This is a genomic window from Pseudomonas sp. GX19020 (assembly GCF_023371075.1).
Classification (GTDB): Bacteria; Pseudomonadota; Alphaproteobacteria; order Rhodobacterales; family Rhodobacteraceae; genus Pseudogemmobacter.
Genome location: NZ_JAMCCR010000015.1, coordinates 96,845 through 118,104 on the forward strand (window position 1 = coordinate 96,845; position 21,260 = coordinate 118,104).

General features: G+C 65.7%; 18 protein-coding genes and 1 riboswitch. Of the genes, 9 read left to right on the plus strand and 9 right to left on the minus strand.

What is annotated here, in order from left to right:
• The first annotated feature begins 7 nt into the window (after positions 1 to 7).
• The 3 genes from M3484_RS19095 (at position 8) to M3484_RS19105 (ending at position 4,044) form a co-directional block, all read left to right on the plus strand.
• Entirely contained in the window at positions 8 to 1,012 is a 1,005-nt protein-coding gene (locus M3484_RS19095; protein WP_249498776.1) for a FecCD family ABC transporter permease, read from the plus strand.
• Entirely contained in the window at positions 1,000 to 1,785 is a 786-nt protein-coding gene (locus M3484_RS19100; protein ID WP_092898544.1) for an ABC transporter ATP-binding protein, read from the plus strand. Before M3484_RS19095 ends, M3484_RS19100 begins: the two co-directional genes overlap by 13 nt.
• A gap of 141 nt (positions 1,786 to 1,926) precedes the next feature.
• Positions 1,927 to 4,044: a TonB-dependent receptor plug domain-containing protein gene (locus M3484_RS19105; RefSeq protein ID WP_249498777.1), complete on the plus strand. Its 2,118-nt coding sequence runs from the start codon at positions 1,927 to 1,929 to the stop codon at positions 4,042 to 4,044.
• 128 nt (positions 4,045 to 4,172) lie between these two features.
• Here the strand turns inward: M3484_RS19105 and M3484_RS19110 are convergent, their stop codons facing one another.
• The 5 genes from M3484_RS19110 to M3484_RS19130 are packed head-to-tail and all read right to left on the minus strand — an operon-like array spanning position 4,173 to position 10,858.
• On the minus strand, positions 4,173 to 4,958 hold the full coding sequence (locus M3484_RS19110; RefSeq protein WP_249498796.1) for an ABC transporter ATP-binding protein: 786 nt from the start codon (positions 4,956 to 4,958) through the stop codon (positions 4,173 to 4,175).
• A gap of 5 nt (positions 4,959 to 4,963) precedes the next feature.
• Positions 4,964 to 6,895, minus strand: a complete 1,932-nt coding sequence (locus tag M3484_RS19115; protein ID WP_249498778.1) for an iron ABC transporter permease — start codon at positions 6,893 to 6,895, stop codon at positions 4,964 to 4,966.
• Positions 6,895 to 7,755: an ABC transporter substrate-binding protein gene (locus M3484_RS19120; protein WP_249498779.1), complete on the minus strand. Its 861-nt coding sequence runs from the start codon at positions 7,753 to 7,755 to the stop codon at positions 6,895 to 6,897. The genes M3484_RS19115 and M3484_RS19120 overlap by 1 nt, the downstream gene beginning before the upstream one ends.
• Positions 7,752 to 8,705, minus strand: a complete 954-nt coding sequence (locus M3484_RS19125) for a DUF6925 family protein (RefSeq protein WP_249498780.1) — start codon at positions 8,703 to 8,705, stop codon at positions 7,752 to 7,754. Before M3484_RS19125 ends, M3484_RS19120 begins: the two co-directional genes overlap by 4 nt.
• Before the next feature lie 11 nt (positions 8,706 to 8,716).
• Entirely contained in the window at positions 8,717 to 10,858 is a 2,142-nt protein-coding gene (locus tag M3484_RS19130) for a TonB-dependent receptor (protein ID WP_249498781.1), read from the minus strand.
• A gap of 110 nt (positions 10,859 to 10,968) precedes the next feature.
• Positions 10,969 to 11,162: riboswitch (cobalamin riboswitch) on the minus strand.
• 250 nt (positions 11,163 to 11,412) lie between these two features.
• Here M3484_RS19130 and pdxY point away from each other — a divergent pair.
• Positions 11,413 to 12,267, plus strand: a complete 855-nt coding sequence (pdxY, locus tag M3484_RS19135) for a pyridoxal kinase (RefSeq protein WP_249498782.1) — start codon at positions 11,413 to 11,415, stop codon at positions 12,265 to 12,267.
• A gap of 260 nt (positions 12,268 to 12,527) precedes the next feature.
• Here pdxY and M3484_RS19140 read toward each other — a convergent pair whose 3' ends face one another.
• On the minus strand, positions 12,528 to 13,913 hold the full coding sequence (locus tag M3484_RS19140; RefSeq protein ID WP_249498783.1) for a diguanylate cyclase: 1,386 nt from the start codon (positions 13,911 to 13,913) through the stop codon (positions 12,528 to 12,530).
• Between the two features lie 466 nt (positions 13,914 to 14,379).
• Between M3484_RS19140 and M3484_RS19145 the strand changes: the two genes are divergently transcribed.
• From M3484_RS19145 to M3484_RS19155, 3 genes are all read left to right on the plus strand, one after another.
• A complete protein-coding gene (locus M3484_RS19145; protein ID WP_249498784.1) occupies positions 14,380 to 14,661 on the plus strand; it encodes a DUF3572 family protein in 282 nt (93 codons plus the stop codon).
• Positions 14,662 to 14,772: 111 nt separating this feature from the next.
• Positions 14,773 to 15,465 (plus strand): HAD family hydrolase, encoded by a 693-nt coding sequence (locus tag M3484_RS19150; RefSeq protein ID WP_249498785.1) that lies wholly within the window; start codon positions 14,773 to 14,775, stop codon positions 15,463 to 15,465.
• A 125-nt stretch (positions 15,466 to 15,590) separates the two neighbouring features.
• The gene (locus M3484_RS19155; RefSeq protein ID WP_249498786.1) at positions 15,591 to 17,189 is read left to right on the plus strand and encodes a trimethylamine methyltransferase family protein; all 1,599 of its coding nucleotides are present in this window, start codon (positions 15,591 to 15,593) and stop codon (positions 17,187 to 17,189) included.
• Between the two features lie 98 nt (positions 17,190 to 17,287).
• On the opposite strand, the gene ribD is transcribed toward M3484_RS19155, so the two are convergent.
• Together ribD and nrdR are read right to left on the minus strand one after the other, a co-directional pair.
• Positions 17,288 to 18,382 carry a bifunctional diaminohydroxyphosphoribosylaminopyrimidine deaminase/5-amino-6-(5-phosphoribosylamino)uracil reductase RibD gene (ribD, locus tag M3484_RS19160; RefSeq protein ID WP_249498787.1) on the minus strand — a complete coding sequence of 365 codons (1,095 nt, stop codon included), beginning with the start codon at positions 18,380 to 18,382 and terminating at the stop codon, positions 17,288 to 17,290.
• A gap of 33 nt (positions 18,383 to 18,415) precedes the next feature.
• Entirely contained in the window at positions 18,416 to 18,886 is a 471-nt protein-coding gene (nrdR, locus tag M3484_RS19165) for a transcriptional regulator NrdR (protein ID WP_249498788.1), read from the minus strand.
• A 220-nt stretch (positions 18,887 to 19,106) separates the two neighbouring features.
• Between nrdR and M3484_RS19170 the strand changes: the two genes are divergently transcribed.
• Positions 19,107 to 19,514, plus strand: coding sequence for a hypothetical protein (locus tag M3484_RS19170; RefSeq protein WP_249498789.1), 408 nt, complete (start codon positions 19,107 to 19,109; stop codon positions 19,512 to 19,514).
• A gap of 80 nt (positions 19,515 to 19,594) precedes the next feature.
• Here M3484_RS19170 and M3484_RS19175 read toward each other — a convergent pair whose 3' ends face one another.
• Positions 19,595 to 20,092 carry a hypothetical protein gene (locus M3484_RS19175; RefSeq protein WP_249498790.1) on the minus strand — a complete coding sequence of 166 codons (498 nt, stop codon included), beginning with the start codon at positions 20,090 to 20,092 and terminating at the stop codon, positions 19,595 to 19,597.
• A 207-nt stretch (positions 20,093 to 20,299) separates the two neighbouring features.
• Between M3484_RS19175 and M3484_RS19180 the strand changes: the two genes are divergently transcribed.
• Positions 20,300 to 21,205: an EamA family transporter gene (locus M3484_RS19180; RefSeq protein WP_249498791.1), complete on the plus strand. Its 906-nt coding sequence runs from the start codon at positions 20,300 to 20,302 to the stop codon at positions 21,203 to 21,205.
• Positions 21,206 to 21,260 lie beyond the last annotated feature (55 nt).

Genomic DNA, 21,260 nt, shown 5'->3' on the forward strand with positions numbered 1-21,260 from the left:
CAGAAGAATGCGGCTTTCCCTGCTGGCGCTGGCGCTGGTTTTTGCGCTGATCCTGGGGATCGGCCTCGGGCCTTATCCGCTCAGCCCCGGCCAGATTTTCGACGTCCTGACCGGGGGGCTGACCAGAGGCCTGACCGGGGCGGCGGAGGACCGTCAGGCGCAGGTGGTGCTGTGGAATATCCGTGGCCCGAGGGTGATTTCTGCGGCGCTGATCGGGGCGGGGCTGGCGGCGGCGGGGGCGGCCTATCAGGTGGTGTTCCGCAATCCGCTGGTCTCGCCCGATATCCTTGGCGTCTCGGCCGGGGCAGGGTTTGGTGCGGTTCTCGGGATATTGCTGGGCCTGCCGGTGATGGCGATCCAGCTGATGGGCTTTGGCTTTGGCCTTGCAACGGTGGCGCTGGTGATCGGGCTGACACTGGCGCTCAGAGGCGGCGCGCAGCTTCTGGTCATGGTCTTATGCGGTATCGTGATCGGCGCGCTGGCGGGGGCGGGGATCTCGCTGGTGAAGCTGCTCGCAGATCCCGATGAACAGCTTCCCGCGATCACCTTCTGGCTGATGGGGAGCCTTGCCGGCGTCAAGCGGGTCGATCTGCTGGCGGCGGCGCCGGCGGTGGTGCTTGGCCTTGTGCCGCTGGTCGCGCTGCGCTGGCGGATCGGGCTTCTGGCAATGGGCGATGACGAGGCCCGGGCGATGGGGATCGAGGCCGGGCGCCTGCGGTTTGTGGTGATCGCGGCGGCGACGCTGATCACGGCGGCGGCGGTGGCGCTGGCGGGGGTGATCGGCTGGATCGGGCTTATGGTGCCGCATATGGCGCGGCTGGTGGCGGGGCCGCGTTTTGACCGGATGTTGCCGGCGGCGCTGCTGGCGGGGGCATCATTCATGGTGCTGGTCGATACCGCCGCGCGGATGATCGCGCCAATGGAAGTGCCGCTGGGCATCCTGACCGCCGTGCTTGGCGCGCCGGTTTTCGTGATCCTGCTGGCCAGGGGGGCGCGGGCATGGAACGGCTGACTGGGGCTGGCGCGCCGCTGCTGTCGGCGCGTGATCTGGCGGTTGGCCATGGCGCCCGGGCGCTGATCCGGGGCATTGGGTTCGACCTTTATGCGGGGCGGGTTCTGTGCCTTCTGGGGCCGAACGGGGCGGGGAAAACCACGCTGTTTCGCACCCTTCTGGGGCTGATCCCGCCGGTTGCGGGCAAGGTCCTGCTGGGCGGCGCCGATCTGGACGGCCTGAGCCGCAGCCAGATTGCCGGACGGCTGGCGCATGTGCCCCAGGCGCTGGCCTCGCCTTTTGCCTATACGGCGCGGGATGTTGTGCTGATGGGGGCTTCGGTGGGGCTCGGTGCCTTTGCCCGACCCGGGCGCGCCGAAGAGGCCCGCGCCCTGGCCGCGCTCGACCGGCTCGGCATTGCGGATCTGGCGGATGAGGATGTCACGCGGCTTTCGGGTGGCCAGCGTCAGATGGTGCTGATCGCCCGCGCCCTCGCGCAGGAAGCGCAGGTTCTGGTGATGGACGAGCCGACCGCCAGCCTCGATTTTGCCAATGTGAAAGCGGTGGAGGCCGCGATCCTTGGTCTGGCGGCAGCGGGCCAGGCGGTGGTGGTCTCGACCCATGATCCGGGCCAGGCGGCGATGCTGGGCGATGAGGCGCTGCTGGTCAGCCGCGCCGGTGTGATCGCCTCAGGGCCGGTCTCGGATGTCATGCAGGAAGCCGCCCTGAGCCGGCTTTACGGCATTGCGGTGCGCCGGATCGAGGGGCCTGACGGAAGGCCGCATTTCTACTGACAGTGATCGGATTGCTACGCCCGGGAAAAAGAGCCCGAATCCTGCGCCCGGGCTTCTTGCCAATTTCGTGACGATATATTTCATCATACATATCGATTCGCGAAAATCCGCCGAAGGGTGGGCGGGCGCGGATAAAAAGCCATGCCACTGGAAGGATTCCCAATGTCTTTGTTGCAGCGATTGGTGATTGCAGGCCTGTTATTTCCCGGGCTGTCCGCCCCTGTTCTCGCCCAGTCTTCCGAGGAAACCGCCTTCGCGCTCGGCACGATCTGGCTTGGCGTCGATGACGAAGGTCAGGGCGGCTCGGTCACCAAAGTGACCGGCGAAGAGGCTGCGAAACAGAACCGCGCCACGCTTGATGACACGCTCAGCGTTCTGCCCGGCGTGTCTTCCACCCCCTCGGGCGGCGGATCCAGAAACGAGCGCGAGGTTTTCGTGCGCGGCTTTGACCGCTGGCATGTGCCGCTGTCGATCGACGGCATCCGCATCTATCTGCCCGCCGATAACCGGCTGGATCATGGCCGCTTCCTGACCCCGGATCTTGCCGAGGTCCAGGTGCAGAAAAGCTATGTCTCGGTGATCAACGGCCCGGGCGGCATGGGCGGCGCGATCAACCTCGTGACCCGCAAACCGACGCAGCCCTTCGAGGGCGAGGCACGGCTTGGCCTTGAGGCCGGCAATCGCGGCGATGTGACGGGGCGCACGGGCTATCTCTCGCTCGGCACCAAACAGGAATTCTGGTACGGCCAGGTTTCTTACATGCGGCGCAATGTCGACGGCTTCTACCTGTCGCGCGATTATGTGCCTGATCCGCGCTACCCCTATCAGGGCGAAGGTCTGCGCAAAGACAGCGCCACCGATGACAGCCGTCTGAACCTTAAAGTCGGCTATACGCCCAATGCGACCGACGAATATGTTCTGAGCTATACCCGCCAGGAAGGGTCGAAATCGGCGCCTTACAGCACGCTTTTGCCGGTCATGGGCTATCCGGGCACCGGTCCGGGGTCGAACCAGCGGGACTGGACCTGGCCGCAATGGGATATCAGCAGCATCGCCTTCTATTCGACGACCGAAGTCGGATCCGGTACGCTGAAGACCAAGCTTTTCTACAATACGTTCGACAATACGCTCTCGGCCTGGGACAATGCGAACCATTCCGCACAGACCCTGCCGCGGGCTTTCAACAGCATCTATGACGACTATTCGGTCGGCGGCAGCGTCGAATATGGGCTGAGCTTTGGCGATCACGATCTGCGGATCGCGTCCTTCTTCCGCCGCGATGTCCACCGTTCCACCAATTACGCGCGCCCCGACCATCCGACGCTGGGACGGATCGACCCGACCGAGCACAGCAAGGAAGAGACCCTCTCGCTGGCGATCGAGGACACCTGGCGCGTCAATGACGAGCTGCGCATTGTTGCAGGCCTGTCCTATGACAAGGCGAAAGTGCTTGAGGCCGACCGCACTGCTGCCAATCCGGGCAAGCCGACGGTTTCGGTCGATGCGGTGAACTGGCAGCTGGCTGCGATCTGGACCCCGGGTGCTGGCGGCGAATATCATGCAAGCGTCTCGTCCAGGACAAGCTTCCCGACGCTCTTCCACCGCTATTCGACCGGTTTCGGCTCGATGGTGCCCAACCCGGATCTGGATGCAGAGCGCGCGCTGAATTTCGAACTGGGCTATAAGGGCGATCTTGGCCCGGTGCAGCTGGAAGGCGCGGTGTTCTACAGCCGCATCACCGATCTGATCCAGTCGATTGATCTGGGGACGACCGATCCGATTTCCGGTCTTCCGCAATCGCAGCGCCAGAACCTTGCGAAAGGCACCTATAAGGGCTTTGAGATCGCGGCGAACTGGGAAGTGAATGACTCTGTCGCGCTGACGGCGAACTACACCTACCTGCATACCAGCGTCAAAGATCCGATTGTCACCACCGCGAAAGTGACCGATCTGCCGGACCACAAGGCCTATCTGCGGCTGGACTGGCAGGCGCTGGACCGCCTGACGGTCTCGCCCTCGGTCGAGGTCTATGGCGGCCGCTGGTCGGATCCGGCCATTGGCTCGGGGAACCGCAACGCGCCGATCTATACGAAAATGGGAGGCTTCGCGCTGGCCAATCTCGATATGGCCTGGCAGGTCAGCGATCAGGCGAATGTGGGCTTTGGCATCCGCAACCTCTTTGACCACAATGTCTCGGTGGTCGAGGGCTATCCCGAGGCCGGGCGCACCTTCTACCTGACCTCACAGATCAGGTTCTGATCTATCCCGCAGACGGGCTGGCCGGGCTTCACGTATCTTACAGGGGTCAGTCTTCTGAACGCCGCTCCCACCAGATGGGGGCGGCGTTTTTCATGGAGCCTGAGGGAGAGAACAGGGCGCGCAACCGTTCAGGGAGCGGGGATCGCGACCGGCAGGCCTGCAAGGCTGCCCGTGGTGACAGCAAGACCGAAGGTTTCGCTCAGGATCGGCGCGCAGAAGACATCGGCGACCGGTCCGGCGCCGGTCACCCGCCCCCCCTTCAGCGCCACCAGATCATCGCAGAACCGCGCTGCGAGGTTCATGTCATGCAGCGCGATCACCACACCGCGCCCGGCATCGCGCGCAAGGCCCCGCAGGGCGGATAAAAGGTCAAAAGACCAGGCCAGGTCGAGCGAGGCCGAGGGCTCGTCAAGCAACAGCCAGTCAGCACCCTGAGCCAGCATCATCGCAAGCCGGGCGCGTTGCGCCTCACCGCCCGAGAGGCTGTCGAGGGGGCGCGTGGCCAGACCCTCCAGCCCGCAAAGCGCGATGGCCTGCGCAATGGCTGCGCGGTCCTCGGTACCTGCACGGCCAAAGGCGCCATGCCAGGGATAGCGGCCAAGCGCCACCAGATCCTGCAACACCATGACCGCCGTGGCGGGCGCGCTTTGCGGCATCAGCGCGACGCGGCGAGCGAAATCGCGCGATTTCCAGTCGGCAAGCGGTTTGCCGTCAAGGCGGCATGTTCCGGCATCGGCCGGGGAAAGCCGGGCGAGCACCCGCAACAGGCTCGACTTTCCCGAGCCGTTGCGCCCGATCACGCCACAGACCCGACCGGGGGCCAGGCGCAGGCTGATCTCTTGCAGAACCGGCTGGCCGTTCAGGGTAAGGCCCAGATTTTCCAGATGAAATCCAACGGGGTCGCCAATGGTCATGCGGGTCACGCCGGTCTCCTTGCGAGAAAGATCATGAGGAAAACCCCGCCGCAAAGCAGCGCCATCATCCCCGCAGGGATCTGCCAGGGGAAGGCCAGATTGCGGCCAAGCCAGTCGGCCAGAACCATCAGCGCGGCGCCGCATAGCGTGGCAAGCGGCAGCTGTGCGCCGGCGCGGGGCGGGCCGCAAAACCGCGCGATGGCGGGGGCGATCAGCCCGATGAAGCCCGGCGGCCCGGTCAGGATCGTGCCGACAGCCGTGGACAGCGCCGCGAGCACCACCACGCTTGCGCGGGCCCGTGTCAGCGGCAGCCCCAGCAGGCGTGCGGCGTCCGCCCCGAGAGGCAGCAGGTCGAGCCAGCGGCGGAGCAGCAGCGCGACGCCAAGGAGCCCGGCCGTCACGCTTAACGCGACGACGGCATCCGAAAGGGCGATCCGGTAGGTGGAGCCGGAGAGCCAGGTCATCAGCTGCCCCGCGAGCGGATGGCCCGAGGCCAGCAGCATCGCCAGCACCGCCGACAGCAGGAGCGAGACCGCCAGCCCGGCAAGCAGCAGCCCTTCGGATGAAAACCGCAGCCGCGCCCCTGCCACAAGGATCAGGACCAGACCTGCGAGGGCACCAAGACTGGTGGCACCGTAAAGCAGCCCGCGTCCGCCGCCCCCCGTCACCACGACGGCCAGCACGAGGCCAAGTGCCGCAGCGCCGCTGATGCCGAGAAGCTCGGGGCTGGCCAGAGGATTGCCGGTCAGCCGCTGGATCAGGCATCCCGCAAGTCCGAAGGCTGCCCCGGCTGCCGCCGCGCCGGCCACGCGCGGCAAGCGCCATTCAAGCATGGCGAGGGGCGAGATATCCCAGCCTTCCGGACCGCGCCCGAGGGCAAGGGCGACGGCAAACAGCGCCAGAAGCCCCAGCAGAAGAAAGGGAAGCCGGGGTACAGGCCGCGCGCGGCGCGGCAAAGCGGGCAGGAGATGCTCCGGCGCGGGCTGGCTGCTTTTGCGCAACAGCGCGATCATCAGCACCGCCCCGATCAGGGCCAGAAGCGTGCCGGTCTGCAGCGGGATCCAGGGGCGGATCAGCTGGACCAGCTGATCCGCCAGCATCAGGATCCCGGCGCCCGTCACGGCAATCGCGCCGGAACCCGGCGTCCGGCCGGTCAGCGCGCGGGCCACCAGCGGTGCGATGATGCCAAGAAAAGCGAAAACCCCTGTCAGCGCGGTCACCAGCGCGGCGAGGCTCACCGCCGCCGTCGCCAGGATGACCCGCCAGCCGCCCGGCGCCAGCCCCAGCACCCGCGCGCCCTGATCGCCAAGCGCCAGCACCCCGAGCGGCCGCCGCGCGAAAGGCGCGAGCACCAGCGCCAGCGCCAGTGCCGGGGCAAGCCGCGTGGCAATGGTCCAGCCCTCCTGCTCCAGCGAGCCCGCCTGCCACAGGAACAGGCTTTGCAGCACCTCATGGTGAAACAGCGTCAGCACGGCATTCAGCCCGCCAAGGCTCGTGGTCACCACCAGCCCCGACAGGATCAGCGTAAGCGACGAGACGCCCTGAAGCGCGGCCAGAGCCAGCACCAGCGCCAGCGCCGCAAGCGCGCCTGCAAAAGCCGGCAGCGGCAGCCAGGCCGGCGCAAGGCCCGGCGCGTTCAGCAGTGTCAGCGTCAGCGCACATTGCGCCCCGGCGGTGATCCCCAGCGTCGCGGGCTCGGCAATCGGGTTGCGGAAAACGCGCTGCAGCAAAGCACCGGCCAGCGCGAGCGCGGCCCCCGCGAGAGCGGCGGTGACGAGGCGCGGCGCGGCGCTCAGATGCAGGATAAGCGCCGGGATATCGCCCGGATCCGCCCAGAGGATCGCCGCAGGCCAGCGGCCGGGCAGCGCAGTCCCGGCATTCAGCGCGAAAAGCACCAGGGCGGTCAGCCCGGGCAAAAGGATCAGCAAAGCGCGCATCAGATCAGCCCGATCCCGTTGGTAAGGGCATCGGCGAGCCGAGTGGCCGAGGCAAGGCCGCCGGCAGGGAAGACCGGCGGCAAGGGAATGGCGCGCAGCGCACCGCTTTCGATCACGCGGGTGAAGAGCGCGCCTTGCGGCAACGGCCCGGTGGCGAGGATCGGGGCGCCGGTCGCGAGGATCTCGCTGAGGCCAAGGGGAAAGGCACCCGGCGGGCCGCTGCCGGGCTGCGCATTGCGTCCTCCGGCCCCGGCCAGCAGATCCCCGGGCAGCGAGCCTTCGGTGAAAACCAGCGCATGCCGGCCATCTTCCAGAAAGCGGGCCAGCAGAACAGGGGGCGGGTTGCGGCTGGCGATGGCCCGGATCAGGCGGTCCCGCGCGCGGTCAAATCCGGGCACCAGATCATCCGCGCTGATCTGCCCCGCATCGGCGATCTTGCGGGCCAGATCGGTCGCGATCTCAAGACCGGGGCGGGAAAAGGGCATTGTCTCGAGCCAGAGGACCGGCGCGATCCGCTCCAGCCCTGCCTGTGGCCCGCGCTGCCAGTCGGCGGCGATGATCAGATCGGGGGCGAGGTGAACCAGCAGCTCCATATTCGGCTCATTGAGCGGGCCGAGGTCATGCAGGCCATCGGGCAATGCCGGAACGCCGACGAGGCGGCGATAGAGCGGCAGATTGCCGGCGGCGAGCGGGGTGAGCCCGAGCGCCAGCGCGGTTTCGGTCAGGATCAGTTCGGTCGTGACAAAACGGGGCGCGCGCGCGCCCTGTGCACGGGCCGCGCGCGGCGCAAGCGCCGGAAGGAGCGCCGACAACCCGAACGCCAGCGCCCCGCGCCGGGTCAGTGGGGGGAATTGGGTCATGTCTGGCTCCGGACCGCAGCCAGAAGCGGGCGGTCATAACGCGAGAGCCAGGCTCCGGGCGGGGCCAGGCCGGTCTCGGCGAGCCATTGGCGCAGGGTGACGCGGATGACGGCCTGGGCGTGGCGGTCGGGCCTCTGGCCGGGGGCATCGGTCGTCTCGGGTGGCAGGCCGCTTTGCAGCCGCGCGCGGGTCGCAGCTTTCAGCGCCGTCAGGTCGGGGCGGCCATGACGCGCGAGGATGGACTGGAATAGGGTATGGATATCGGGATCGAACGGGCGGCGCAGCCCCGGGCGCACCCGCGCCGGATGCGGCGGGAATATATGGGCAAAGGGCAGCCAGCCCTCGGGTACCGGCGTGGTCGCAGCATGGGTCAGGCCCCGGATCCCGGCCGAAGGGATCGCATGGATCGGGCAGGTGCCATCCGCCACCCGCTCGGCGCGCAGAAAGGGCGTCTCGGCGATCCAGGCACCCGGCAGCGCGGCCAGCGCCTCGCGGCAATCGTTCCAGTGCTGGCCGGCCAGCAGCAGGGCCTGGGCGCGGGCCGTCGCCGCAGGTCGAAAAAGACAGCGAAGCCCGGCATGGCCCAGCCCCAGATCAAGCGCCGGCGCGCTTTGGTCTGCGGCAACCAGGGCTGCATCATCCGCGACCACCCTGAGGTGGCGGTCGCGGGGGCGGGGGGGCAGCCCGCCCGCCTGGCAGAGCGCGATCCCGTGGTTCCAGCCCCTCGGCTCGCTGCTGAGGGTCTCGAACGCCAGGAGTTTTGCGCCGGGGGTGAGACGGGCGCGCCCGGTCTCACCTTCCAGCACCAGTGCCCCGCCGATGTTTTGCGGGATACCGGTCAGGTCAAACCCCATGAACCCTGCAAGGGTGCCGATGCTCCACAAATGCCCTTCGGCCCCGAAAAGCCGGGCAAGCAACGCGAAGGTCTCGTCTTGTGAGGCATCGGCCATGGGGGCGGCTTTCAGAACTTCGAGGTCAGCTGCAACTCGAACCGGCGCGGCGCACCGAGAACCACCTGACCCTTTTCGGGGTAGAGATATGCCGCATAGCTCTTGTCGAAGAGGTTCGTCACGCGCAATGACAGGGTCGAGGTCTCGCCCGCCTGCCAGTCAAGCCCGGCATTGATCAGCGAGAAGCTGCCGCGTTTCTCGGTATTGGCGTAGTCATACCAGGCCTTGCCGACGAATTGCACACCCAGATGCGCGGTCCAGGCATCGGCGAAACCCCAGGATGCCCAGAGATTGGCCGAGGTTTCCGGCACCAGGATCGGCACATTCCCCGAATAATCCACCCAGGAAAAGGTGTTGAAATCGAAGAAGGTGAAATCGTCAAACCGCGCTTTGGTGCGGGCAATATTGCCGCTGAGCCGCAGGGTGTCGGTCACCGTGGCGCTGGCTGCCAGCTCGATCCCGCGTGAGGATTGCTGCCCGGCCTGTTGCAGCGTGAAAGACCCCGGTGCCAGCACCGGCACATTGCGCTTCACGATATCATAGGCGGTAAGCGACCATTCGGCGCGGCCATCGGCAAAGCTCTGGCGCATCCCGATCTCGAATTGCCGCCCCGTGGTCAGATCGAAATCGCGGAAATTCGTGGCGTAATCCATCAGCGGCATGTTCACCGGGTCGGTGGACCAGGCCAGCTGGCCGTAAACCACCGTGGTCTCATTCGCCGCCCAGCTGAGCGCGACCCGCGCTGATGGGGCCTTGTAGCTGGCGTCAAAGCTCGTGGCGGGGGTTGCGATACCCTCGCGGCTCAGATCGAACCAGTCCTGGCGCAGGCCAAGGCTGAGCGTCAGCCCCTGGCCAAGGTCGGTGCGGTTTTCCAGAAAGACCGCGCGCTGGTCGAGGGTCGAGCGGTATTGTGCCACCGGGGTCAGGCTGGCGGGGAAGCGGCCGGGGCGCGGGTTGAACGGGTCGACCGTGACCGAGCCGGAGTTGAAGGCACTGGCATAGCCGGATTTCGAGCGGTTCAGGTCAAAGCCGATCACCGTATGGCTGTCATAGCCCGCGATCCCGTGGCGGAAGCCGGCATCCAGCCGGAAGCCGGTCTGATCCTGATCCTGGTCGATGGCGACGAATTCGCCGACCGATACCGTATCGGTCACCGGGTCCCATTCATAGGTTTCCGCATTGCGGAAGCTGCGGTCAGACCCGATGCGGTACAGCACCGCCGAGACGCGGACCGAGTCCGAAGGCGCCCATTCGGCTTTCAGCTGCAGCCAGTGATCGGTGAAGTCGGTCTTCGCGTCTTCGACATTGTAGTTCAGCGTCTCGGTCCCGGCGACGAGGATGCCGTTGCGCAGGGGCGTGCCATAATAGGTCATCGGCTCGCGCTTCGCGTAATCGGCGGACAGGGTGAAGGTCAGATCAGGCGTCGCCTTCCAGCTCAGCGCGGCGGTCACGGCGCCGAGGCTGTCATCCGCGCCGTCGATCCAGCCGTCGGAGCCATCTGCAATCACCGCGATGCGGTAGGAAAGCGTGTCCGAGAGCGAGCCGCCACTGTCGGCGCCAAAGCGCAGCCTGCCATCTGACCCTGCAAGTGCGGTCAGCAGATGGCGCGGCGCGCCGTCAAACGGACGTTTGGGCATCGCATTGACGAAACCGCCAATCGCGCCATGCCCATGGATCACCGAGCCGCCGCCTTTCAGGACCTCGAATTCCTCGATCAGCCAGCTGTCGACCGGGAAAGAGATATTGCCACGCCCGGGAAACTGCCTGGTGCCGTCAAACAGCATCATCACCGAGCTCGTGCCCTGAAAGCCGCGCGCAGCGAAGTGATTGTCGAAATGCGGCGCTCCGGTAGCGGTGATCCCGGTTGCGGTCTGCGATACGGCTGCGGTGATCGAATGAAGACCGCGTTCAGCCATGGTCTCGGTGCCGATCACCTCGACGGCGGCAGGAATATCGCGGATCTTTTCACCCAGCCGGCTCGCAGTGGGGGCGGTGGCGTCAAGGTTCAGACCCGTGTCCTGTTCGACCGGCAGCCAGATGGTGCCAAGGCCGATGGTGGTCTCTTCGGCCAGCACCGGCGCAGCGGCGATGGGGGTGAGAGCGGTAAGTGTCAGCAAAAGCCGCACAGATGTGCGGCGCGAAATGGACGGCATGAATTTTACCCCGAAAGGTGAATCGCTCGTCACTGCAGACTGCCAGGACCAGGCGGGCAATCACCCGCATGTCATCCTTGCCATCAGGAACCCCCGCCTGATGCGCCTGCCCGTGAATATGGCCGACGGCAGGTCTCCTGGCTCGCGGGTCTGTGGATTTCGCGCCTTCCCAGGGTCCCTGAACCCCAGTGGCATATCGCGAAACCCTCGCCGCTCACAGTTGCGGGGGCAGCCGCAGATCGGGCGGATGCCCTGCTGCGTTCCCTCTTTCCTCCCTCGCGGGAACCGTCGCCTCAGCGCTACCCGCCGGGGTGGTGGTCTGTCAACGCCAGTTATCACGGGCGCGTTACAGGGGGTGCATCCGGGACCTGTCCTGCGGGGCAGGCCAGGGATCCGCCATCCCGGACCCGTCATCAGGCGCATGACGGCAGATCTTTGCGGAAATTCCCCTGAGACCCGGGGTTTACCCCATGGCCTTTTGCGCGCGGGCGGTTGTAACCTCTGCCCGCGCGCCCCGAACCATGACCGGGATCCTGCGCGGGAAGGACATAGCAATGCAGACCCCGCCTTTCGTCATTTCGATCCAGAGCCAGGTCGTGTTCGGCCATGTCGGCAATTCGGCGGCGCTGTTTCCGCTTTGTGCGGCCGGGCTGGAGGTGGCGGCGATCCCGACAGTGGTGTTCTCGAATACCCCCGATTACCCGAGCCTGCGCGGCCGCGCGCTGCCCGAGGATTTCTTCGCCGATCTGCTTCTGGGCGCGATGGAGCGTGGGCTTCCCGAACGGGCCGATTACATCGTGACGGGCTATATCGGCTCGGCCGCAATCGCGCATATGGCGGCGGACTTCATCGCGAAAGCGCGGGAGATCAACCCGCGTCTGGTCTATCTCTGCGATCCGGTGATCGGCGATGCCAAGCCGGGGCGCTATGTGCCCGAAGCGGTGGTGGCGGTGATCCGCGATGAATTGCTGCCGCTGGCCGATCTGACCACGCCGAATCCGTTTGAGCTGTCACTCTTGTCGGGGCAGAAGATCGCGCGGCTTGAAGATCTTTCACAGGCGAGGGCGGGCCTGAACCTGCGCCCCGGGGCGCGGGTGATTGCGACCGGATGCGTGCTGGAAGACAGCCCCGAGGGCTGTCTTGAAAGCGTGGTGATTACGCCGGAAGGCGTCAGCCGTCACCCCGCGCCGCATTTGCCGCTGGCGCTGTCGGGGACCGGGGATCTGTTCGCGGCGCTGATCATCGCCGGGCTGGGGCGTGGTCGTTCTCTCTCAGAAGCCGTTGTTTTTGCGCAAAAGCTCACCGGGGTTGCGATGGGCGAGGCGGCGGCGCTCGGCCGGCAGGAGGTCATGCTGAGCAACGCGGAATTCCTTGCGGGCCTGGCGGACCTGGCGGCGATCCGCCGCTGAGATGACGCAGCGGGCCCGTCCGCGCTGTTCTGCCTGTGGTGACCGCGGCGGTGCGGCTGTGGCCTCGGTTTCCGCCAGCGGTTCTTCCTGACCATTACGCAGGGGCTGCCCGCAGCTCTCCTGCACAGACAGTTGCGGCCTGCCTGGCCTGAGGACGCGAGGGCGAGGTCTGGCGCCCGGTTTTGGCAAGGCGCTGGACTCGGGCTCTTCCGGCCGGGCGAGATCACCGTGGCGCCACAGGATGGCGTCACGTGTTGGCGTCACACCGGGGAATGGCTGAGCGTCACGACATTGCGGCCGAGGGTCTTCGACCGCAAAAGCGCGCCATCGGCCGCATCCACCATGGCAGTGATATCCTCGGAAGGCGCCATCGGGCCGCCGCCGGTTTTCACGCCGATGGAGACCGTCACGCTGAGCGCGACCCCATTGCCGCCATCGACCGGTGTAGCGCCGACCACGCAGCGCAGCCTTTCGGCAATGCGCTGCGCCTCGGCGGCAGTGGTTTCGGGCAGGGCGATCAGAAATTCCTCGCCCCCGATCCGCGCCAGCATATCGTCGATCCGCAGATTGTCGCGCAGGCGGCGGACCACTTCGACCAGGACAGTGTCGCCGGTGGTATGGCCATAGCAATCATTGACGGATTTGAACCGGTCGAGGTCGATCACCAGCACCGCGAATTCGCTGCCCTCGACGGCCGCCTGTTCGGCGATGCCTGCCAGGCGCGGGAAAGCATAGCGGCGGTTATAAGCGCCGGTCAGCGGGTCGATGATCGCAAGCCGCAACCCGGCCTCGATCGAGCTCCGCTCGGCATCAGCCTGTTGCTTGCGCCGCAAAAGCAGGCGGATGCGCAGATCCAGCTCTTCGGCGCTGACAGAAGGGTCGATCACGTCATGGGCGCCCATATCAAAGGCCAGCGCGGCGGTGTCACTGGTTTCCGGCGCCAGAATGCAGAACATGCTGTGGCGGAAATGCGAGATGCCGGAAAGCTGGGTCATCAGCCGCAGACCGCCGCCATGGGTGCCGGTATCGGCCTCGATCAGGAAGACATGGGTATGGGCCGCCTGTTCGCCATAGCTCGCCACTTCCGCAGGGGCATGCACGCGCGCATGATCACGCAGCCGTGGGTCCAGCTGTTGTTTCCAGGCCTGCGCGGTCTCGGGCCGGGCGGCGATCAGGCCGACTGGGCCGACCGGCAGAAAGCTGCCCTTGCGGTCTGCGAGGCCCAGCATTTCGGGGATCTCGCACCCCCAGGCGCGCGACATCATCTGGCTTTCCTCGCGCTGGCGCAGCAGATTTCGGATCCGCGCCAGCAGGACAAACATATCGGGAGGGTTGACCATCACGTCATCGGCGCCCGCCTGCAGCGCGTCCAGCCGGCCCTCTGGCGTGTCTGGCGCGATCAGGGCAATCACCGGCAGGTTGCGGGTGCGCGGATCGCTGCGCAGCGCGGTGATCACCTGCGGGCCGGGCATATCGGGCAGGTCACAATCGATTACGATCAGATCGGGACGTTCGCGCCGTGCCGCGCGCAGACAGGAGGTGGCATCCGCCGTCACCAGGGGCCGGAAAAAACCATCGCTCAGCCGGACCTGGAAGATGACCCGGTTTGCCGGGATAGAGTCCGCGATCAGGATACGGCGTGGCATATCAGGCTTCCCTGCTGGAAGGTCGGTCGGAACGGGGCGCGGCGGGCAATGACGGGGGTTATCGCAGGATGGGGGCGGCGGGACGGCAAGTCTGATTGAGGATCATCGGTTGGTCGGATGCAGGAAAGACAGTGCGGTTTCATCAGTCAGGATCTTGTTATGCGGATGGTTAATAAATCCTTTCAAATCGCTTCGATCCTGCTCACCTTTCGCGGATAAATCCTGGAATCTGTGGGTAAAGCTCTGGATAACAGCAAGGGCCAGGTCTGAGGCCGGGGTCACGGTTAGAAAAACATTCTCCCGGAAGGTAAACTGTCAGTAATCTTTCCAAAGATCTCGTGTGGGTTCCCTGCCTCTTTTCGCGACCCGGCCCGGCTCAGCCGGGACATGCGCCATTGCCGGCTGCCGATGGCTGTGGGATGGATGAAGCTTCGGATGCGCGCGATGAGAGCAGGAGCCCCCCCCGATGACGCAGCAGGAAAACGCGCAGATCCTGGCCCTTCAGGCCCTGGCCTGGCTTGCAGCGGATGAAGACCGGATTGGCCCGTTCCTGGCGCAAAGCGGCATCGGGATCCTGGAATTGCAGGCGCGGGCCGGCGAGACAGAGGTCCTGGCGGCGGTGATGGATTTCCTGCTGGGCGATGATGCGCGGGTCATTGAATTCGCGGCCGGGGCGGGGCATGCGCCCGCAGAGGTGGCGGCAGCGCGGGCGGCTTTGCCCGGGGGCGAGGTGCCCGACTGGACCTGAGCCGCCCTGATCCGGCCGTATTTTTCGGCGGCGGCTGTGATCTGTGAGACGATCCTGATACATCCCCCCGGTCCTATGGTGCAAAGGGCCGCAGCCAGAGGAACCCGAGTGATGATCGACGCCCTGCTTTTCGACAAGGACGGCACGCTTTTCGACTTCCGCAAAAGCTGGGGCGCCTGGGCGCAAAGCTTTCTGACCCAGATCGCGACCGATGCGGATCATGCCAGCCGGCTGGCAGCGGCTGTCGGCTATCTGCCTGATACCAATGATTTTCGCCCCGACAGCCCGGTCATCGCGGCGACAGCGGCGGATATTGCCGCAACGCTGCAGCCGCATCTGCCAGGGGCCGGGCTGGCCGAACTGACCGGGCGGATCGACCAGGCGGCAGCCCTGGCGGGGATGGTCGAGGCGGTGCCGCTGGTGCCGCTTTTCACCGCGCTGCGGGGGCGGGGGCTGAAACTTGGCATCGTCACCAATGATTCCGAACGTCCGGCACGGGCGCATATGGCGGCGCATGGCCTGACCGGGCTGGTTGATTTCATCGCCGGCTATGACAGCGGCCATGGTGCGAAACCGGCGCCTGGGATGCTGAACGCCTTTCTGCGCGAACAGGGGCTCAGGCCCGAGCGGGTGGCGATGATCGGCGACTCGCGCCATGATATGGAGGCGGGGCACGCGGCGGGCATGACGCGGATCGCGGTGCTGACCGGGATCGCCACCGAGGCCGATCTGGCGCCGCATGCCGATCTGGTCTTGCGTGATATCGGTGCGCTGCCGGCCTGGCTGGATCAGCTGTCGGACTGATTATCTGCAGGCGCGCGCCAAAAACGACATAAGCATGTCGCCGGTTTGTTGCGCCTCTGCGGGCAGGCTCGGTCATCGTGATTCCTGACCGGGCCGCACGCCCGGAGCTTCAGGGAGGGCCGCAGATGACCGGGGATTCAGGGTTCCAGGCAGGTGACCACGCTTCTGACAGCGGGGCTGACACGGGCCGGCGCAAACGCAGCGGCGGGCGCGCAGGGATGAAGTCTCGCGGCGCTTTGGCCGTTGAACAGATGCCCTGGCGGATCCCGCTGAACCCCGACCGCCCGACTGAGCCGCTGGATGCCGACGGTGTGCAGCGTATCCACAAAGGCGCGATGACAATCCTCTCAGATATCGGCATCGAATTCCTGAACCCGGAAGCGCTGGAGATCATGCGCCGCGCGGGCTGTATCATCAGCGGCACCAATGTGCGGATGGATGAGGCCTTTGTGATGGAAATGCTGGGCCATGCGCCATCGCAATTCACCATCACGCCGCGCAACCCCGAGCGGGAGATCGTGATCGGCGGCAAACATATGGTGTTTGTGAATGTGTCGTCACCGCCGAATTCCTGGGATCTGGAGCGCGGCAAGCGATCCGGCGATTTCGCGAGTTTTCAGGAATTCATCAGACTGACGCAGTATTTCAACTGTATCCATGTCGCGGGCGGCTATCCGGTCGAACCGATTGATATTCACGCAAGCGTGCGGCACCTCGACTGTCTGCAGGAAAAGCTGGTGGTGACGGATAAGGTGGTTCACGCCTATTCGCTGGGCGCCGAACGGGTTGAGGATGTGATGGAGATGGTCCGCATCGCGGGCGGGCTTTCGCATTCGGAATTCGATGCAAAGCCAAGGATGTATACCAATATCAACTCGGTCTCGCCCCTGAAGCACGACTATCCGATGCTCGATGGTGCGATGCGGCTGGCGCGGCGCGGGCAGCCGGTGGTGATCACGCCTTTCACCCTGGCAGGTGCGATGGCGCCGGTCACGATGGCCGGGGCGGTGGCTTTGTCACTGGCCGAGGCTTTGGCGGCGGTGGCGCTGCTCCAGTATATCAATCCGGGCTGTCCGGTGGCGATCGGCACCTTCACCTCGAATGTCGATATGAAATCCGGCGCGCCGGCCTTTGGCACGCCGGAATATATGCGTGCGACGCAGATGACCGGGCAGTTGGTGCGATATTACGGCCTGCCGATGCGGTCCTCCGGCGTTTGCGCGGCCAATGTGCCCGACGGGCAGTCGATGTGGGAGACCTCGAATTCGCTCTGGGCCGCCGTGCAGTCGGGGACCAATATGGTCTATCACGCGGCGGGCTGGCTGGAGGGCGGTCTGATCGCGAGCCCTGAGAAATTCGTGATGGATTGCGAAGTGTTGCAAATGATCCAGCGCTATTTCGAAGAAGCGACCTTTGCGAGCGCCGAGGAGGATATCGCGCTGGATGCGATCCGCGAAGTGGGGCCGGGGGGGCATTTCTTTGGCTGCGCCCATACGCAGGCACGCTATCAGACGGCGTTCTATCAGCCCTTTGCCAGCGACTGGCGCAATTATGAGGCCTGGGCGCTGGATGGGGCGACCTGGACCGCCGAACGGGCGCATCGGATCTATAAGCAGATCCTCGCGGAATTCGAGCCTCCGGCGATGGATCATACTGCGCAGGAAGAGCTTGCGCGCTTTGTGGCGCGGCGCAAACAGGAAGGCGGCGCGCCGACCGATTTCTGATTTCCGAGGGCGCGCGGGGGCCACAAGCACGCCGCAGCCTTTCGGCAGGGGGCGGGGCGTTCCACACGGGCGCCTTGTTTCTCTGTGGCGGGCGGGCGTCAGAATTTCCAGCGGCTGAGGGTATCGGGGCCGATGCGGCGCTGCGCGATCAGCCGCAGGCGCGGCGCGTCTTGCAGGGCGCCGAGCCCCAGCGGCCCGATGGCAGCGTGCCCGTCTGCCCCGATCAGCGCGCCTGCGGTGAAGCTTACCAGCTCATCAACGAGGCCCGCGCGGATCAGGGCTGCAGCGAGGCTGCCGCCACCTTCGCAGAAAATGCGGGTAAGCCCCTCGGCGGCTAGGGTTTGCAATGCGGCCGTCAGGTCGAGATGGGGCCCGGTTATGGGGCAGGAGAGCAGTTTCGCGCCTGTTGCAGCCCAGGCCGTCTGTGCGGGGACGGGCGCATCGGGGCCATGCAGCAGCCAGACCGGCACCTCGCGCGCCGTGCGGCCGAGGCGGCTGTCGGGGCGGTGGCTCAGCCGGCTGTCAATCACGATGCGCATGGGCTGGCGGGCCGCGCCCATATCGCGCACCGTCAGATCCGGGTCATCGGCGCGGGCGGTGCCGGAACCGACCATCACCGCGTCATGATCCATCCGCATCGCATGAACCGCGCGGCGCGATTCCGGCCCGGTGATCCAGCGGCTTTCGCCCGTGGCGGTTGCGATGCGGCCATCGAGTGTGGTTGCGAGTTTCAGCGTCACGAAGGGCAGGCCGCGTGTCACGCGCTTCAGAAAACCTGCGGTGATTTCAGTGGCCTCGGCCGCGAGGATGCCTTCGGTCACCTCGATACCGGCTGCACGCAGGATCGCATGACCCCGACCGGCGACGCGGGCATCGGGGTCGGTGATGGCGGTGACGACGCGCGTGACGCCCGCCGCCACCAGCGCTTCGGCGCAGGGGCTGGTCTTGCCGTGATGGGCGCAGGGTTCCAGCGTCACATAGGCGGTGGCGCCGCGCGCGGCCTCGCCCGCCTGGGCCAGCGCCACCCGTTCTGCATGAGGCCGCCCGCCGGGCTGTGTGGTGCCGCGCCCGATGACCCGCCCGTCTTTCACCAGCACGCAGCCGACCGAAGGGTTGGGCCAGCATGTGCCATTGCCCCGCGCGGCGAGGCGCAGGGCATGGGTCATATGGGTCTCGTCGATCTGGCGGGTCATGGTCGCTCCGGGGCCTTATCTGGCCCCGGGGGATTATTCCTCGCTCTTGTCCGTGGCGGGCCGGAGCTCGCTGACAAAGCGGTCGAAATCACCCGCAGCCTGGAAGTTCTTGTAAACGCTGGCAAAGCGAACATAGGCGACCGTGTCGATCCTGGCGAGGGATTCCATCACGATTTCACCGATGGTGCGCGAGGGTACATCGGTTTCACCCATGCTTTCCAGCCGTCGCACGATGCCCGAGATCATCTGGTCGATGCGTTCCGGGTCGATCGGGCGTTTCTGCATCGCGATCCGGATCGAGCGTTCCAGCTTGTCGCGGTCGAAATCCTCGCGTTTGCCGTTGGATTTGACCACAACCAGATCGCGCAGCTGCACGCGTTCATAGGTGGTGAAACGCCCGCCACAGGCGGGGCAGAAACGGCGACGACGGATCGAGACGTGATCTTCGGCGGGACGCGAGTCCTTCACCTGGGTGTCGATATTACCGCAGAACGGGCAGCGCATCGCGCCCTCCTTGCTTGTTGTTATTGGCCTGCCTCAAGACCGGGTGTTACCCCCGGTTCATTGCCGTGACTATAGGCACCACCACCGGATGAGGGGAAAGGGAAAAAGTTAACCACCGGATATTGTGCGGGCCAGGTGTGGCCGCGAGGACTCAAACCTTGTGCGCCGGCGGGATGCGTTTTCACATGTCATGCGTCATTTTCATGTTACGATTCCATGTATGACGCAGAGAATCGTCCTTCTTTCAGTCTGCCTTGCCGCGAATGTCGCAGCCGGGATGCCGCTGGCGGCGCAGGAGGCATTGGCGAAAGACCCAGCAAAAGGCCAGGCGAAAGGTCCCGGTGGTGAGACGATCTGCGGGCCAAGGGCAAAATTGCTGGCGCGTCTGGAACATGGGCGTGATTTTACCGCGCAGGGCCAGGGGTTGCGCGATGCCGAGGCGATGATCGAGATCCGTGCCGATAGAGATGGCAACTGGCTCTTGCTTCAAAACTACGCCGATGGGCTGAGCTGCCTTCTCGCAATGTGCGAGGCCTGGGAAGGGGCCAGGCCCTCCGCTTCACAACTCGCGGGGCAGGAGAAACCGCCCGCAGCCCTGCCGCCGGTTGGGAAAACCGATCCGGCGTGAGGCAAGGTGCGAAAGCCAAAGCCCTGGCTCAGACGCGCGTGGCGCCGAAAGTGGGCAGGACCTTGGGTCGGCGTCAGCTGTCAGTCGCAAGAGCCGGTGATCCAGGCCTTATCGTCAAAGCTCCAGCATTGGCCGATACCCTCTTTCGCGCCGTAAAGCAGGTCGAGCCCGCTTCGGACCGAGCCTTCGGTGCAGTCGAGCGCGGCGATCAGCGTCTCGCCCCTGAGCACATTCACCCCGCCTTCGAGCTTTGCATCCGGATCCTGCCGGTCAAACCCGGACCAGACATCGTAGCTGGTCGTGTCATTATGGAATGTAACGGCCTCCCAGATCGTGCGGCCGACGCCAGGCCAGGGCTGATACTGCAGGTCGCTCAGCGTGGTGGTGATCTGCAGTTCGGGCTTGCCTGGCGGGCCGAAGCGATAGTTCACAGCGCTGCCGGTGCGGCAGACTTCCAGCTCTTTCTTGCCGATCCGGCATTCAAAGAGGCTCTCCCCCTGGCAGGCGGCAAAGACGGGGGCGGCGATGAGAAAGCCGGCGGCAAAAGGGGCAAGGGCAGCAGGAGAAAACGCGCGCATCGGGCATCCTGAAATCGGGTTGCCCGTGAGGCTGGAGGGAAATGCCCCGAGGCGCAAGGGAGGGCTTTCCGGGTACTCTCATTTGGGCGTTTTCATCCTGGCGCTTTCACCGGGGTGCGTGCTGTCCTGGGGGAATGGCGCATGACCAGAGCGCTTGCCAGTGGCGCCCGGCTCGCATAGTCGCCTTGGAAACTGGAGGTTCTGAGCATGGAAATCTGGATCCCGATCACCCTTGCCGGGGCCTTTTTGCAAAACCTGCGCTCGGCCGCGCAGAAGCATCTGAAAGGCGCGATGGGCACGACCGGCGCGACCTTCGTGCGCTTTGGCTTTGGTCTGCCGGTGGCGCTTTTGATGCTGGCGGGGGTGCTGGCCTCGGGGCGCGGGCCACTGCCGGTGCCGCAGATCGAGTTCGCGGTTTGGGTGCTGATCGGAGCGCTGGCGCAGATCGCGGGGACATTCCTGCTGATCCACCTGTTTTCCTTTCGGAATTTTGCGGTCGGTACGGCGTATTCGCGGACAGAGCCGGCACAGGCGGCGCTGTTCGGCCTGATCTTTCTGGGCGAGCGGGTGACGCCGGGTGCGCTGGCGGCGATCGCGATCAGCGTGGCGGGTGTGATGCTGATATCGGTCGCGCATGTCCAGGGGGGCTGGCGGAGCCTCCTGACCTCGGTCTTCTCGCGCAACGCGCTGATCGGGCTGGGGTCCGGGGCGATGTTCGGGATATCGGCGGTGTCTTACCGGGCGGCGTCGCTTTCGCTCGGAGGGCCCGATTTCCTGACCCAGGCGACCCTGACGCTGGTTGCAACGCTGCTGGTGCAGGTGGTGGTGATGGCGGGCTGGATGCTCTGGCGTGAACGGGAAGAGTTTTCCCGCATCGCAAAGGCGTGGAAAGTATCGCTTTTTGCGGGCATCTGTGGGGCAGGGGCCTCGCTGTGCTGGTTTGCGGCAATGACCCTGCAAAATGCCGCAGTGGTAAAGGCGCTTGGTCAGATCGAGCTTTTATTCACCTTTGCGGCGACGGTGTTCTTCTTTCGCGAAAAGATTGCGCCGCGCGAAGTGACCGGCTGCCTGTTGATCACGGGCGGGATCGTTGTCCTCCTGATCTTCGGCTGAGCGGAGGGAGATGCGGTTGCGCCAAAGGCGCAACCGGGGAGGGGGGGGGGGGGGG